Below are 12,940 nucleotides of genomic sequence, written 5' to 3'. Positions count from 1 at the left end.
AGATTAATCGCATCCTTATAATAAATTGAAAATTCTTGTTTTAATTGTATGACTTGCTTCTTCATCTCTGCATATTAATAGACAGGTATCATCACCACAAATAGTTCCTAATACTTCATCCCAATCAATTTGATCTAAGATTGCTCCGATAGATTGAGCATTACCAGGAAGCGTTTTTAGTACGAGTAGGTTTCCTGTTCCTTCAATATTTACAAATGAATCCATTAAGTATCTACCTAATTTTTCTAAAGGATGGTACTTTCTATCGTTGGGGAGGCTGTATACATATTGTCCTGATGAAGCAGGTACTTTAATTAATTGCAATTCTTTAATGTCACGAGAGACAGTCGCTTGAGTAACATTTAGGTCGTATTCATTTAGACGTTTTACAAGTTCATCTTGTGTTTCAATTTGTTCACTTGAAATAATCTCTCTTATTTTTATATGTCTTACAGATTTTTTTGCCATTATGAACACTCCTAGTTTCGAATATTTATACAATGATTTTAACACAACGTTATTTTAACTACTACTAAAGTTATCCTTTAGAAAGGTTGATTTGAAGAAAGATATTATTATTTATGATACGTATTATCATATTTTCTATTTAAATTAAATTTAAATTTATATACATTTATGCATTATAAATCATTAAAAGTAGATTACTAAAACAAAAAACTCTTTAAAGATTATTGTTTTAGTAATCTTTAAAGAGAAAAACTCTAACTATTAATGGTCACGTGAATAAAATAAATCTACAATTTCTAGAAGCGGTTCAACATCATATTGTGATTTCAATTGATTAATTGCATCTATTGCAGCATCTTTATGATATTTTAGTTTTTCTTCAGCGCCTGATTTACCAAGTAAAGAAACATAAGTACTTTTATGGTTTTCTACATCGCTTCCCACTTTTTTACCCAATTTTTTCTCGTCACCATAAACATCTAATAAATCATCTTTTATTTGAAACATTAGGCCTAAGTGTTCACTGAAACAATCTAATGTATTTAAAGTTTCATCATTTACATTGGCAATATCCGCAGCACTTAAAATAGAAAATTTTAAAAGAGCTCCAGTTTTTGCCTTATGAATTTGCTCTAGAGTATGTAATTCTATTGGAGTATTCTCACTATCCATATCTAAGGTTTGGCCACCGACCATGCCGAGATTGCCACTATCATGTGCTAGTCTTGAAATAACTTTTACTTTTGTTTCAACTTCTAAGTTTTTATCATTTGCAATTAGTTCAAATGCTTTTGTTAGTAAGGCATCTCCCGCTAAAATCGCTTTCCATTCTCCGTACACTTTATGATTTGTTAATTTTCCTCTTCTAAAATCATCATTGTCCATTGCAGGCAAATCATCATGTATAAGTGAATAAGTATGAATCATTTCTAATGCCAGTGCGGTTTGTAACCCTTTTTTATAATTTTCATTTAACACTTCTAAAGTGAGTAATACAAGCACTGGACGAATTCTTTTACCACCAGCATCAAGTGAATATTGCATACTTTCCTCTAGTTTAGTATTTAATGGAGACGATTTTATAATACCGTCAAGATTATTATTTATAATTTCAATCAATTCATTCATTGATTTCTTCAACATCATCTTCATCCTTTGTTTCTTCTTTGATTAATTGATTTACTTTATTTTCAGCATCTTTCAAAGTTTTGTCACAAGCAGATGATAATTTCATACCACGTTGATATAAATCAAGAGATTCTTCTAATGAAACAGTTTCATTATCTAACTTTTGAACTATACTTTCTAATTCTTTCATCATTTCTTCAAAACTTTGTTGTTCTTTACTCATCTTCACACCTTACTTTCTTAACTATAGCATCTATATTACCGTCTTTCATTGATAATGTGATTTCATCTTGTTCATTTAAATCGTGTGTGCTTGTAATGACTTTATTATCCTTATTAACAATTGAATATCCTCTTAACATTGTATTAGTTGGACTAAGTTGATTTAATTGCTCAATTTTATTTTTTAAATTAGCTTTATTATGATTAATTAAGTTATATGTTAAATTTATTAATCTATTTTCATTATTACGGCTCATTTTTTGATATTGTACAATTAAATCATTTAATCTTCTTATATTAAAATGTTGACGCAATACAGTGATATTGTTTCTATTTTTTTCAATATTTAACGTTAAACGTTGTGTTAGTTTTTTCTCTAAATCGTCTCTTCGTTGAATCTGTTGATCATATAATAATGTAGGTTGCTTAAATTTATAATATGATGACAAATAATCTAATTGTTTATGTTGTTTTTCTACTAGTTGTTTAATACTTTTAGTAAGAGAAAATCGATACTGATGTATTTGTTGAATGAGTTCGTACTGATCTGGTGTAGCGATAACAGCAGCTTGAGTAGGTGTTGCTGCTCTCATATCTGCTACAAAATCACTAAGAGTAAAATCAGTTTCATGTCCTACAGCTGAGATAATTGGTATATGACACTCATATATAGCTCGAACAACTTCTTCTTCATTGAAATTCCATAAATCTTCAATAGAGCCGCCTCCACGGCCTAAAATGATGGTATCTACTCCTAAAGTATCTGCATACTTAATTTTTTCAATAATGTCATTTTTAGCATTAATACCTTGCACTAATGTACTAATTGATATTTTTTCTACTAGAGGGTATCTACTATCTATGGTAGTGTGAATATCTCTGATTGCTGCTCCAGTATCAGCTGTAAGAATAGCAATTTTTTTAGGAAATCTAGGGATTGCTTTTTTATGATTTTGATTAAAAATTCCCTGCTTATTTAGTTTTTCTTTTAATTGCTCTAGCTTTTGGTATAAATTTCCTATACCATCAATTTCCATTTTATTAACATAAATTTGATAATTTCCTCTACGTTCATAAACTGAAACTCGAGCTTCTAATAAAACTTCGTCTCCTTCTTTAGGATCAAATGTTAGTTTAGAAGCATTTCCCTTAAACATCATAGCACTTATCACACTATTTTTATCTTTCACATTAAAATAAAGATGACCACTAGAATGTTTTTTAAAGTTTGAGAGTTCACCTTTTAAGAGGATAGATTGTAAGTGGGGATCTTGATCAAATTTATATTTAATATATTTAGTTAAAGTAGAGACACTTAAATATTCTGACATGATTCATCACTCAAATATGTTTATTTTATATTACTTAAGACACCGTTTATAAATTTATAATGACCTTCATCACTAAATTGTTTTGTTAGCTCTACTGCTTCATTAATGATGACTTTAGGGGGCGTATCACTATGAAGCAATTCAAAGGTAGCCATTCTTAAAATAATACGATCCGTTTTTAATAATCGTTGTATAGACCAGTCTTTTAATTTTGGTTCAATTGTTTGATCTAAAACTTGTTCATGATCTTTCACTCCTGTAACAAGCCAATGAATGAACTCAAAATCTAAGTCTGGATAATCGTCTTTTATAAAATTTATAGCTTCATTGATTGTTAAATCTGTATTTTTCATTTCTAGTTGAAACAATGTCTGAAATGCTTGTTTTCTTGATTCTTTACGACTCATAAGAAACTCCTTTGTATTATGGTAACTTTGATTTATTCAGCTGTAATGTGCATGATATGAATGTTAATTTCTTTGGGTTCGATAGCAGTCATTGTTTTAATGGAATTAAAAATAGAAGTCTGAATTTTACTTGCAACTTTAGCTATTTTTATTCCATGTTTAATAGAGCAATAAACATCAATATGAATACCATCATCTTTAGTATTAACTTTTAAATTTTTATTTAAATTTTTACGACTTATTTTTTCAATATTACTCTTTCTTAGTTCATAAAAATGCCCAGTCACTCCTTCAACTTCAGAAACAGCAATACTTGCTATTACTGAAATAACTTCTGGTACAATTTCTACTTTACCTAAATTAGCATGTGAATAATCTGCTACATTTACCATTGTTTTATCCTCCTATTCACTCTCAGCCATAATATTATACTTTTCTAAAAAGTTTGTATTATAATCTCCAGATTTAAAAATATCATTATTCATTAATTTAAGATGGAATGGAATTGTTGTATCTATTCCTAGAATTAAATATTCACTTAGTGCTCGAATCCCAGTCATTATTGCTTCATCTCTGGTAGGTTCATGCACAATCAATTTTGCTACCATTGAGTCATAATAAGGTGGAATCGTATAGTTTGTATAACATGCTGATTCGATTCTTACTCCGTATCCTCCTGGCGCAAGGTATTGTGTAATTTTACCTGGTGAAGGCATAAAATTTTTATAAGGATTTTCAGCATTAATTCTATATTCAATGGCATGGCCATTTATTGTAATATCATCTTGCTTATAAGGTAGCGGTTCTCCCATAGCAACTTTTAATTGCAATTTCACTAAGTCTACACCGGTTACCATTTCAGTAACTGGATGTTCTACTTGAATTCGTGTATTCATTTCCATAAAATAGAATTTATTTTCATTTAAATCATATATGAATTCTATAGTACCAGCATTTTCATAATTCACTGCTTTAGCTGCGCGAATAGCGGCTTTACCCATCTCTTTACGTTTTTCATCTGTAAGTATTGGCGAAGGTGACTCTTCTACTAATTTTTGCATACGTCTTTGAATTGTGCAGTCACGTTCGCCTAAATGAATTACATTACCGAATTGATCACCAATCACTTGAATTTCAATATGACGGAAATTTTCAATGAATTTTTCTAAGTATAATCCACCATTACCGAAAGCTGTTTGCGCTTCTTGTTGTGTCATACGGTAACCATTTTCTAAATCGTTCTCATTTCGTGCAACGCGAATTCCTTTACCTCCGCCACCAGCAGTAGCTTTAATAATAACTGGATATCCTATCTGTTTAGCCACTTTTTTAGCATCTTCAATCGAATCAATTAATCCATCACTTCCTGGTACTACAGGCACGTTAGCTGCTATCATTTCAGCTTTAGCTACATCTTTAATACCCATTTTTTGAATGGATTGATAACTTGGTCCAATAAATTTTAATTGGCAAGCTTCACAAAGTTCAGCGAAATCACCATTTTCGGCTAAAAAGCCATAACCTGGATGAATTGCATCACATCCTGTTGAAGTCGCTATAGATAGGATGTTTGGAATATTTAAATATGAATCTTTAGACTGAGTTGGACCGACACAATATGCTTCATCAGCGATTTGAGTATGTAATGCATCTTTATCTCCCTCAGAATATATAGCAACAGTTTGAATACCTAAATCATGACAAGCTCTAATAATTCTAACTGCAATCTCACCACGATTTGCGATTAATACTTTTTTCATTATTTCACCTTAAATAACGGCTGGCCATACTCTACCATTTGTCCGTCTTCCACTAAAATTTCAACGATTTCTCCTGTGACTTCTGCTTGAATTTCATTAAATAATTTCATGGCTTCTAAGATACATACAGTTGAATCATTAGTGACTTTATCCCCAACTTGTACATAAGCTTCCTCTTCAGGTGATGGAGATTTATAAAAAGTCCCTACCATCGGGGCATTAATTGTTTCGTAGTTTGACATTTCATTTTCTTGGTTTACTTCACTAGTTTGAGACATTTCATTTGCCATTGGTGTTTGTACAGATGGTTGAGATGCCATCACTGTTGGTTGTTGTGAATATTGAGGCGTAATAATTTCAGTTTCTTTTTGTTTTTTTAAATTAACTACGCTACCTTTATTATCTTCTATATTAATTTCAGTTAAACTTGATTCATCAAGAATTTGAATTAATTCTTTAATTTCTTTAAAGTTCATAATTTAATGACTCCTCGACTTAGTTTTCATCTACCCATCTATTTTACTTGAGTGTGAAAATCAATTCAAGCGTGTTCATTTAACTGAGATCTAACTTATGATTAAAAAAGTATATAAGTAATTATAATATAGTAAATTTATATTAAAACTTAGATACTAAAATATTGATTATTCTTTTTCATTATTTATATAAAAACAGGTTAATCCATAATTAAATATGCATTAACCTGTTTTAATTTAAATTTTTAAAATTATTAATTATGCTCTTGAAATGTAACTACCATCGCTTGTATTAATAACTAACACATCGCCTTCGTTAACGAATAATGGTACATTTAAAGTATAACCGGTTTCAACTGTAGCAGATTTTGTAGCACCAGTTGCAGTATCACCTTTAATACCTGGCTCTGTTTCAGTAACTTCAAGTTCAACAGTTTTTGGTAATTCAATACCAATCGTTTCACCTTCATATGACTGAATTTGAACTTCCATATTCGCTTTTAAATATTTTAATTCATCTTTTAAGTAATCGCCAGATAATTCTGTTTGATCAAATGTTTCATTATCCATGAAGACATGAGTATCTCCATCAGCATATAAATATTGCATACGACGATTTTCAATCATCGCTTGTTCTACTTTTTCACCAGCTCGGAAAGTTTTTTCTTGAATAGCGCCTGTTCTTAAATTACGTAATTTAGAACGAACAAAAGCAGAACCTTTACCTGGTTTTACGTGTTGGAAATCAATTACTTTCCAAATTCCATTATCTACTGAAATAGTTAAACCTGTTTTAAAATCATTAACCGAAATCATTCAGTTTCCTCCTCAATTATACGCTTACTATAAAATAATAAGGTCTTTTGTGCATTTAGTAAAGACTTCACACCCATTTTCAGTAATTAAAATGTCATCTTCTATACGCACTCCACCAAGACCATCTACATAAATACCTGGTTCAATAGTAACACAATTATTAACTTGAACTGTATCATTAGTATTTTTAGATAATACTGGACCTTCATGAATATCCAAACCAATACCATGACCTAAAGAATGACCAAATTCATTACCATAACCATGTGCTTTAATATAATCTCTAGATAATGCATCAACTTCCTTAGTTGTCATACCTGGCTTGATTTCTTCAATTGCCTTTATTTGAGATTGAAGCACGATATTATAGATTTCTTTCAATTTTTTATCAGGTTCACCAATCGCAAATGTTCTAGTAATATCTGAACAGTATCCTCTATAATATGCACCAAAGTCAAGAGTAATCATGTCACCTTTTTCGATTACTTTATCACTAGCAACTCCATGAGGCAAAGCCCCTCTATAACCAGAAGCAACGATTGTATCAAATGATGGACCATCAGCGCCTAGTTCTAACATTTTACTTTCAAGCAATGCTTTTAACTCTCTTTCAGTCATTCCAACTTTTGCAATATTTAAAATGTAGTTATAAGTATCATCCACGATCTTAGCCGCATATTTTATTTTAGCGATTTCTTCAGGTGATTTAATTTCTCTAATTTTTTCAATGGCATTGCCTATACTTACGTACTTCGTATCAATTTGGCTTAATTCTTGAAACGTATCATAGCTAACTAAATGACCTTCAAAACCTACTGTTTTATACTGCTTGTTTTTTATAATTTCTTTTATCTCATCAATAATCCCACTACGTCGATTTACAATTTCAAAGTGAGTGGCTTGATTTGTGGCTTGTTCAATATAACGGAAATCTGTAATCAACTTATTTTCATTATTAGAAATGATTAAAGCGCCACTTGTTCCAGTGAAATCAGAAATATAACGTCTATTATAGTCAGATAATATAACAAGAGCATCAAGATTTTCACTTTTTAATATATGACGAACTTTAGCTAATTTATCCATTTAACCCACTCCTTGTATAACGTTTGTACATTTTTATTATATACATTAAAATAATAACATACTTAAAATATTAAAGATATTTTGATTTAGGGAGATTTACATGAAAAGATTATTAACGATTTTAGGAGCTTCTTTGTTTTTGGTTGGCTGTGGCTCTCAAAATTTAGGACCTTTAGAAGATAAAACAACCAATTTAAGAGATGAGAATCATAATTTAAAATTAAAAATTCAACAACTAAATCAAGATATAAATAATCAAAAATCTCAGTTAGAAGCATTAAATAAAGATAAAAAGAATGTATCTAAAACTGTTGATAATAATAATGAAGCTAATTTTTTACAAGCTTCTTCAAATTATTATCAAGATATTGCTAAGATTATCGATAAATTTAATCAACTTGATTTAAATAAAACTAAAAAAGATGATAAAAATCAAAATCTTGAAAAGCTAAATTCATTATCAAATGATATAGATGATGCCTACAGCAAATATAAAAGTGATACAGATAAAAGTAATATATCAAATGATAATACTAACGAAGATAAAACTATTAAACAAATAAACAAAAATCTTCAATCTGCTTTTAAAGATATTAAAAATGGCTATGAATCTAACAATAAAAAGAAAATAAATCAAGGTAAGATGAAGTTATCACAAATTAATGTTTCTAGTAGTTCATAAAATAGGAGTTTTTTAGTTGAAAAATATTATATTTTATTTCGTTTTAATTATAGCAGCTATAGGTTTACTGCTAAATCTAAATATTTTTGTAATGTCGTTCATGAAAACAATTTTCACACTTATAATGATTGCTCTTATTATTTACTTTATCTATTATTTCTTCTTCCTTACAGAAGATCAGAGAAAATATCGAAGAGCAGTCCGAAAATATAAAAAAAGACAAAGAAAATAAAAACAAGGAGGTTCAAGAGTATTAGTACTCTTAAGCCTCCTTGTTTTATATCTATTTTTTATATAACCACTCTTCTGAACGATATTTTTCTTCAAGAACTTTTACTTCGGCTAATTGATTTTCAGTTAGAGATAGTGGTTTAAATTCGATATTTAAACCTTTTTTAAATCCTTCTTCAAATGCTTTTTCCATTTCTTCAATAGAGATGTGTCTATCTGATATATCATTTATTGCTACAGCTTTATCTACAAAAGCTTTTTTCATTTTTTCTTTCAAGCGATCATTCTTAAAAATAAACATATCAAATAATTCGTCTACATCTACATCTTGAAGTAGTGACCCATGTTGAAGAATAACACCCTTTTGACGTGTTTGTGCACTACCTGCAATTTTACGTCCTTCAACGACCAATTCATACCAACTTGGGGCATCAAAGCAAACGGCACTTCTTGGTTGTTTTAATTTTTCTCTCTCTTCTTTAGAACGTGGAATAGCAAAATAAGCATCAAATCCTAATAATTTAAAGCCTTCTAAAAGTCCTTCTGAAATGACACGGTAGGCTTCAGTAATTGTAGAAGGCATATTTGGATGAGATTCAGGTACGATAACACTATATGTTAATTCTTTGTCATGTAGAACGCCTCTACCACCAGTTTGACGGCGAACTAAACCAAATCCTTTTTCTTTCACTTTATCGATATCAATTTCTTTTTTTAATCTTTGAAAATAACCTACAGATAAGGTAGCAGGATTCCAAGTATAAAATCTAACTACAGGATCAATTTCCCCTCTTGAAACAAAATTTAATAAGGCTTCATCCATTGCCATATTATAATAAGGATCATGGCTCCCAGTATTGATAAAATTCCATGTTTCAGTCATATAAAAACTCCAATCACAACTTAATTTATATAAATTCAACGTTAATGTTACTTTAGAATGTATTAGAAATATGAAACAATAAAAAATTTTTGATAAATTGAGCTAACACCTTTATAATTAATAATAACGGTTAATTAGGGAGGATGCAATATGAATGTATCTTTGATTATAGCATTAATAATTATAGTTTTAATAATCCTTTACATGGTTGGAAATTTCTTTCTTAATCGACGAGCTGTAACTGAACTAGATCAAAACGAATTTCATAAAGGTTTAAGAAAAGCTCAAGTCATTGATGTACGTGAAAAAGTTGATTATGATTATGGTCATATTAATGGTGCTCGCAATATTCCAATATCTATGTTTAGACAAAGATTTCAAGGTTTACGTAAAGATCAACCTGTATATCTTTGTGATGCAAATGGTATTGCCAGTTATCGTGCTGCTCGCATTTTGAAAAAAAATGGATATAAAGATTTATACATGCTTAAAGGCGGCTATAAAAAATGGACTGGTAAAATTAAAACTAAAAAATAATTATCAGAAATAAAACTCTCAAGAAATTTCTTGAGAGTTTTATTATTTCTGATAATTAAATCATTCATTAAATTATTTACAATATTAAAGTTTTTCTTGATGTAAATCTTCAAATTTAAGAATTGGTTTACGAGCTGCAGTTGTTTCATCCAATCTATCAATGATAGTTGTATGAGGTGCTTCTAATACTTTATCAGGATCACTTTCAACTTCATCTGCAATTTGAAGCATTGCATCAATGAAGTAGTCTAAAGTTTCTTTAGATTCAGTTTCGGTTGGTTCAATCATCATACCTTCTTCCACATTTAGCGGGAAGTAAATTGTTGGTGGATGTACGCCAAAGTCTAGTAAACGTTTTGCCATATCTAGAGTACGGACACCATATTCTTTTTGTTTAGATCCACTTAAGACAAATTCATGTTTACAATATTGTTCATAAGGGATTTCATAACGATCTTTTAATCGAGCTTTAATGTAGTTCGCATTTAAGACAGCTGCTTCAGACACTTCTTTTAATCCTTGTGCACCCATCGTTCTAATATACGTATAAGCTCTTAAATAAATACCAAAGTTACCATAAAATGGTTTTACTCGACCGATTGAATTTTCAATATCATTATCATATTTAAATGTATCACCGTCTTTAATCACCATTGGTTTTGGTAAATAACTTGCTAATTCTTTTTTTACGCCGACTGGACCTGAACCAGGGCCACCACCGCCATGAGGACCTGTGAATGTTTTATGCAAGTTTAGGTGCACAGCATCAAATCCCATATCTCCAGGACGAACTTTATCCATAATAGCATTTAAGTTTGCTCCATCGTAATAGAGTAACCCGCCTGCTTCATGAACAATTTCACGAATGTCCATAATATTTTTCTCAAAGATACCTAAAGTATTTGGGTTAGTTAACATAATAGCAGCGGTATTTTCATTAACGACACGCTTTAAGTCTTCGATATCAACTTCACCGCGTTCATTAGATTTAACAGTTACTGATTTAAATCCGGCAAATGAAGCTGATGCAGGGTTTGTACCATGTGCAGAGTCTGGAACAATAACTTCATTACGATGGCCCTCACCATTTTTTATATGATATGCTTTAAAAATCATTAAAGCTGTCCACTCACCATGAGCACCTGCTGCTGGTTGTAGAGTTACTTCATCCATACCTGTAATTTCTTTTAGTTCTTCTTGTAAACTATAAATAATTTCTAATGAACCTTGAATTTGTTCTTCCTCTTGTAGTGGATGAGATTCTGCAAATCCAGAAATACGAGCAACTTTTTCGTTGATTTTTGGATTATATTTCATAGTACAAGAACCTAAGGGATAAAATCCAGAATCTACCCCAAAGTTTTTATTCGAAAGTTCCGTGTAATGACGTACTAAATCTAATTCTGCCACCTCAGGAAACTCTGCTTTATTTTTACGAATAAATTTATCATCTAAAATACTCTCAACAGAGTCTGTTTTAATATCACTTTGTGGTAAAGAATATGCATATCTACCTTCTCTAGATCTTTCAAAAATTAATGGACTAGATTTACTTACTACCATTTAGCTCACCAGCTTTCTCAACAAATGTATCAATCTCTTCTTTCGTTCTTAATTCAGTAACAGCAATTAACATATAATTGTCAAAGTCTGATGAAGCTTCACCTAAGTCAAAGCCTCCGATGAAACCATGTTCTGCTAATTTTTTATTTACATCTTTGATAGGTTGATTAAACTTAACAACAAATTCATTAAAAGATGTACCATCTAGGACTTCAAAACCGTTGTTTTTAAATTGATTTTTAGCATAATTAGCATGTTCTAAGTTTTGAACCGCAATATCATAAATACCTTGTTTACCAAGAGCTGACATAGCAATTGAGGATGCTAAAGCATTCAATGCTTGATTTGAACAAATATTTGATGTGGCTTTATCACGACGAATATGTTGTTCACGAGCTTGTAAAGTAAGAACAAACCCTCTATTACCTTCATCATCTTGCGTTTGTCCTACTAATCTGCCAGGAACTTTACGCATTAACTTTTTAGTAGTAGCAAAGTAACCACAATGAGGACCGCCAAATTGAGTAGGAATACCAAATGGTTGTGTATCACCAACAACAATATCTGCTCCAAATTGGCCTGGAGGTGTTAAAACGCCTAATGCTAATGGGTTAGAATAAACAATGAATAACGCTTTTTTATTTTCAATATAAGAATGAATTTTTTCTAAATCTTCAATTGATCCATAGAAGTTAGGATATTGTACAGCAACTGCTGCAGTATCATCATCAATTGCTTGTTCTAATTTTTCTAGGTCAGTAATCGTTCCATTTAAATCAACTTCAACAATTTCAAATTCTTTTCTTACTTTAATATACGTTTTTAATACTTGTAGAGCCTGATAATGGAGACCTTTAGATACTACAATTTTGTTCTTTTTAGTATGATTAAAAGCTAATATACAAGCTTCGGCAAAGCTAGTTATGCCATCATACATAGACGAATTTGCGACATCCATTTGAGTAAGTTCACAAATTAATGTTTGGAATTCAAAAATTGCTTGTAGTTCACCTTGAGAAATTTCAGGTTGATAAGGTGTATAAGCAGTATAAAATTCAGAACGAGAAATCATAGCGTCTACTACTGCAGGTGTGTAATGATCATATACTCCTGCACCTAAAAAACTCACATGTGTTTCTTTAGTAATATTTTTATTTGCAATAGTATTCAATCTTCTTAAAAGTGAAGTTTCAGCTTCTGCACTATCTATATTCAAATCTCTATTAAGTAAAATATCTTTTGGAATATCTCCAAAGAGCTCGGTAATTGAATTTGCTCCAATTGTTTCTAACATTTCTTTTTTATCTTTATCAGTTAATGGTATATAACGATGACTCACATTGCACACCC

16 protein-coding genes are annotated in these 12,940 nt (G+C 30.4%); 3 read left to right on the top strand and 13 right to left on the bottom strand.

Annotation, left to right across the window (positions count from 1 at the left end):
* Positions 1 to 15: 15 nt before the first annotated feature.
* The 10 genes from ahrC to NSU06_RS06280 form a co-directional block, all read right to left on the bottom strand.
* A complete protein-coding gene (ahrC, locus tag NSU06_RS06325; RefSeq protein WP_002449839.1) occupies positions 16 to 468 on the bottom strand; it encodes a transcriptional regulator AhrC/ArgR in 453 nt (150 codons plus the stop codon).
* A 261-nt stretch (positions 469 to 729) separates the two neighbouring features.
* Entirely contained in the window at positions 730 to 1,611 is an 882-nt protein-coding gene (locus tag NSU06_RS06320) for a polyprenyl synthetase family protein (protein ID WP_340779622.1), read from the bottom strand.
* Positions 1,589 to 1,819, bottom strand: coding sequence for an exodeoxyribonuclease VII small subunit (locus tag NSU06_RS06315; RefSeq protein WP_017176254.1), 231 nt, complete (start codon positions 1,817 to 1,819; stop codon positions 1,589 to 1,591). Before NSU06_RS06315 ends, NSU06_RS06320 begins: the two co-directional genes overlap by 23 nt.
* Positions 1,812 to 3,149, bottom strand: a complete 1,338-nt coding sequence (gene xseA / locus NSU06_RS06310) for an exodeoxyribonuclease VII large subunit (protein WP_340779620.1) — start codon at positions 3,147 to 3,149, stop codon at positions 1,812 to 1,814. The genes NSU06_RS06315 and xseA overlap by 8 nt, the downstream gene beginning before the upstream one ends.
* Before the next feature lie 20 nt (positions 3,150 to 3,169).
* A complete protein-coding gene (nusB, locus tag NSU06_RS06305; protein WP_017176252.1) occupies positions 3,170 to 3,556 on the bottom strand; it encodes a transcription antitermination factor NusB in 387 nt (128 codons plus the stop codon).
* Positions 3,557 to 3,588: 32 nt separating this feature from the next.
* A complete protein-coding gene (locus NSU06_RS06300) occupies positions 3,589 to 3,948 on the bottom strand; it encodes an Asp23/Gls24 family envelope stress response protein (RefSeq protein WP_017176251.1) in 360 nt (119 codons plus the stop codon).
* Between the two features lie 12 nt (positions 3,949 to 3,960).
* Entirely contained in the window at positions 3,961 to 5,316 is a 1,356-nt protein-coding gene (accC, locus tag NSU06_RS06295; RefSeq protein ID WP_017176250.1) for an acetyl-CoA carboxylase biotin carboxylase subunit, read from the bottom strand.
* Positions 5,316 to 5,792, bottom strand: coding sequence for an acetyl-CoA carboxylase biotin carboxyl carrier protein (gene accB, locus NSU06_RS06290; protein ID WP_019835214.1), 477 nt, complete (start codon positions 5,790 to 5,792; stop codon positions 5,316 to 5,318). Before accB ends, accC begins: the two co-directional genes overlap by 1 nt.
* A 258-nt stretch (positions 5,793 to 6,050) precedes the next feature.
* The gene (gene efp / locus NSU06_RS06285; protein WP_002449752.1) at positions 6,051 to 6,608 is read right to left on the bottom strand and encodes an elongation factor P; all 558 of its coding nucleotides are present in this window, start codon (positions 6,606 to 6,608) and stop codon (positions 6,051 to 6,053) included.
* 27 nt (positions 6,609 to 6,635) lie between these two features.
* Positions 6,636 to 7,694 carry a M24 family metallopeptidase gene (locus tag NSU06_RS06280; protein WP_049382014.1) on the bottom strand — a complete coding sequence of 353 codons (1,059 nt, stop codon included), beginning with the start codon at positions 7,692 to 7,694 and terminating at the stop codon, positions 6,636 to 6,638.
* Positions 7,695 to 7,794: 100 nt separating this feature from the next.
* On the opposite strand from NSU06_RS06280, the gene NSU06_RS06275 reads away from it, so the two are divergent.
* Positions 7,795 to 8,376 (top strand): hypothetical protein, encoded by a 582-nt coding sequence (locus NSU06_RS06275; RefSeq protein WP_017176248.1) that lies wholly within the window; start codon positions 7,795 to 7,797, stop codon positions 8,374 to 8,376.
* A gap of 16 nt (positions 8,377 to 8,392) precedes the next feature.
* Positions 8,393 to 8,608, top strand: a complete 216-nt coding sequence (locus tag NSU06_RS06270; RefSeq protein ID WP_017176247.1) for an SA1362 family protein — start codon at positions 8,393 to 8,395, stop codon at positions 8,606 to 8,608.
* Between the two features lie 51 nt (positions 8,609 to 8,659).
* Here NSU06_RS06270 and NSU06_RS06265 read toward each other — a convergent pair whose 3' ends face one another.
* Positions 8,660 to 9,490, bottom strand: a complete 831-nt coding sequence (locus tag NSU06_RS06265) for a lipoate--protein ligase family protein (protein ID WP_017176246.1) — start codon at positions 9,488 to 9,490, stop codon at positions 8,660 to 8,662.
* A gap of 150 nt (positions 9,491 to 9,640) precedes the next feature.
* Between NSU06_RS06265 and NSU06_RS06260 the strand changes: the two genes are divergently transcribed.
* Complete coding sequence (locus tag NSU06_RS06260; protein WP_002449897.1) at positions 9,641 to 10,027, top strand: rhodanese-like domain-containing protein; 387 nt, start codon at positions 9,641 to 9,643, stop codon at positions 10,025 to 10,027.
* 84 nt (positions 10,028 to 10,111) lie between these two features.
* On the opposite strand, the gene gcvPB is transcribed toward NSU06_RS06260, so the two are convergent.
* Both gcvPB and gcvPA read right to left on the bottom strand, forming a co-directional pair.
* Positions 10,112 to 11,590 carry an aminomethyl-transferring glycine dehydrogenase subunit GcvPB gene (gene gcvPB, locus NSU06_RS06255; RefSeq protein WP_017176245.1) on the bottom strand — a complete coding sequence of 493 codons (1,479 nt, stop codon included), beginning with the start codon at positions 11,588 to 11,590 and terminating at the stop codon, positions 10,112 to 10,114.
* The gene (gcvPA, locus tag NSU06_RS06250) at positions 11,577 to 12,929 is read right to left on the bottom strand and encodes an aminomethyl-transferring glycine dehydrogenase subunit GcvPA (protein ID WP_017176244.1); all 1,353 of its coding nucleotides are present in this window, start codon (positions 12,927 to 12,929) and stop codon (positions 11,577 to 11,579) included. The genes gcvPB and gcvPA overlap by 14 nt, the downstream gene beginning before the upstream one ends.
* Positions 12,930 to 12,940 lie beyond the last annotated feature (11 nt).

The sequence above is a fragment of the Staphylococcus sp. FSL W8-1270 genome (assembly GCF_038007165.1).
In the GTDB taxonomy this organism is placed as follows: Bacteria; Bacillota; Bacilli; order Staphylococcales; family Staphylococcaceae; genus Staphylococcus; species Staphylococcus hominis.
This window is presented reverse-complemented; position numbering and strand designations above follow the sequence as displayed.

Coding starts and splice junctions, on each gene's coding strand:
- NSU06_RS06280 (WP_049382014.1), bottom strand. CDS start 7,694: ATGGATAAATTAGCTAAAGTTCGTCATATATTAAAAAGTGAAAATCTT.
- nusB (WP_017176252.1), bottom strand. CDS start 3,556: ATGAGTCGTAAAGAATCAAGAAAACAAGCATTTCAGACATTGTTTCAA.
- accC (WP_017176250.1), bottom strand. CDS start 5,316: ATGAAAAAAGTATTAATCGCAAATCGTGGTGAGATTGCAGTTAGAATT.
- efp (WP_002449752.1), bottom strand. CDS start 6,608: ATGATTTCGGTTAATGATTTTAAAACAGGTTTAACTATTTCAGTAGAT.
- ahrC (WP_002449839.1), bottom strand. CDS start 468: ATGGCAAAAAAATCTGTAAGACATATAAAAATAAGAGAGATTATTTCA.
- xseA (WP_340779620.1), bottom strand. CDS start 3,149: ATGTCAGAATATTTAAGTGTCTCTACTTTAACTAAATATATTAAATAT.
- gcvPB (WP_017176245.1), bottom strand. CDS start 11,590: ATGGTAGTAAGTAAATCTAGTCCATTAATTTTTGAAAGATCTAGAGAA.
- NSU06_RS06320 (WP_340779622.1), bottom strand. CDS start 1,611: ATGTTGAAGAAATCAATGAATGAATTGATTGAAATTATAAATAATAAT.
- NSU06_RS06260 (WP_002449897.1), top strand. CDS start 9,641: ATGAATGTATCTTTGATTATAGCATTAATAATTATAGTTTTAATAATC.
- accB (WP_019835214.1), bottom strand. CDS start 5,792: ATGAACTTTAAAGAAATTAAAGAATTAATTCAAATTCTTGATGAATCA.
- NSU06_RS06300 (WP_017176251.1), bottom strand. CDS start 3,948: ATGGTAAATGTAGCAGATTATTCACATGCTAATTTAGGTAAAGTAGAA.
- NSU06_RS06275 (WP_017176248.1), top strand. CDS start 7,795: ATGAAAAGATTATTAACGATTTTAGGAGCTTCTTTGTTTTTGGTTGGC.
- NSU06_RS06315 (WP_017176254.1), bottom strand. CDS start 1,819: ATGAGTAAAGAACAACAAAGTTTTGAAGAAATGATGAAAGAATTAGAA.
- NSU06_RS06265 (WP_017176246.1), bottom strand. CDS start 9,490: ATGACTGAAACATGGAATTTTATCAATACTGGGAGCCATGATCCTTAT.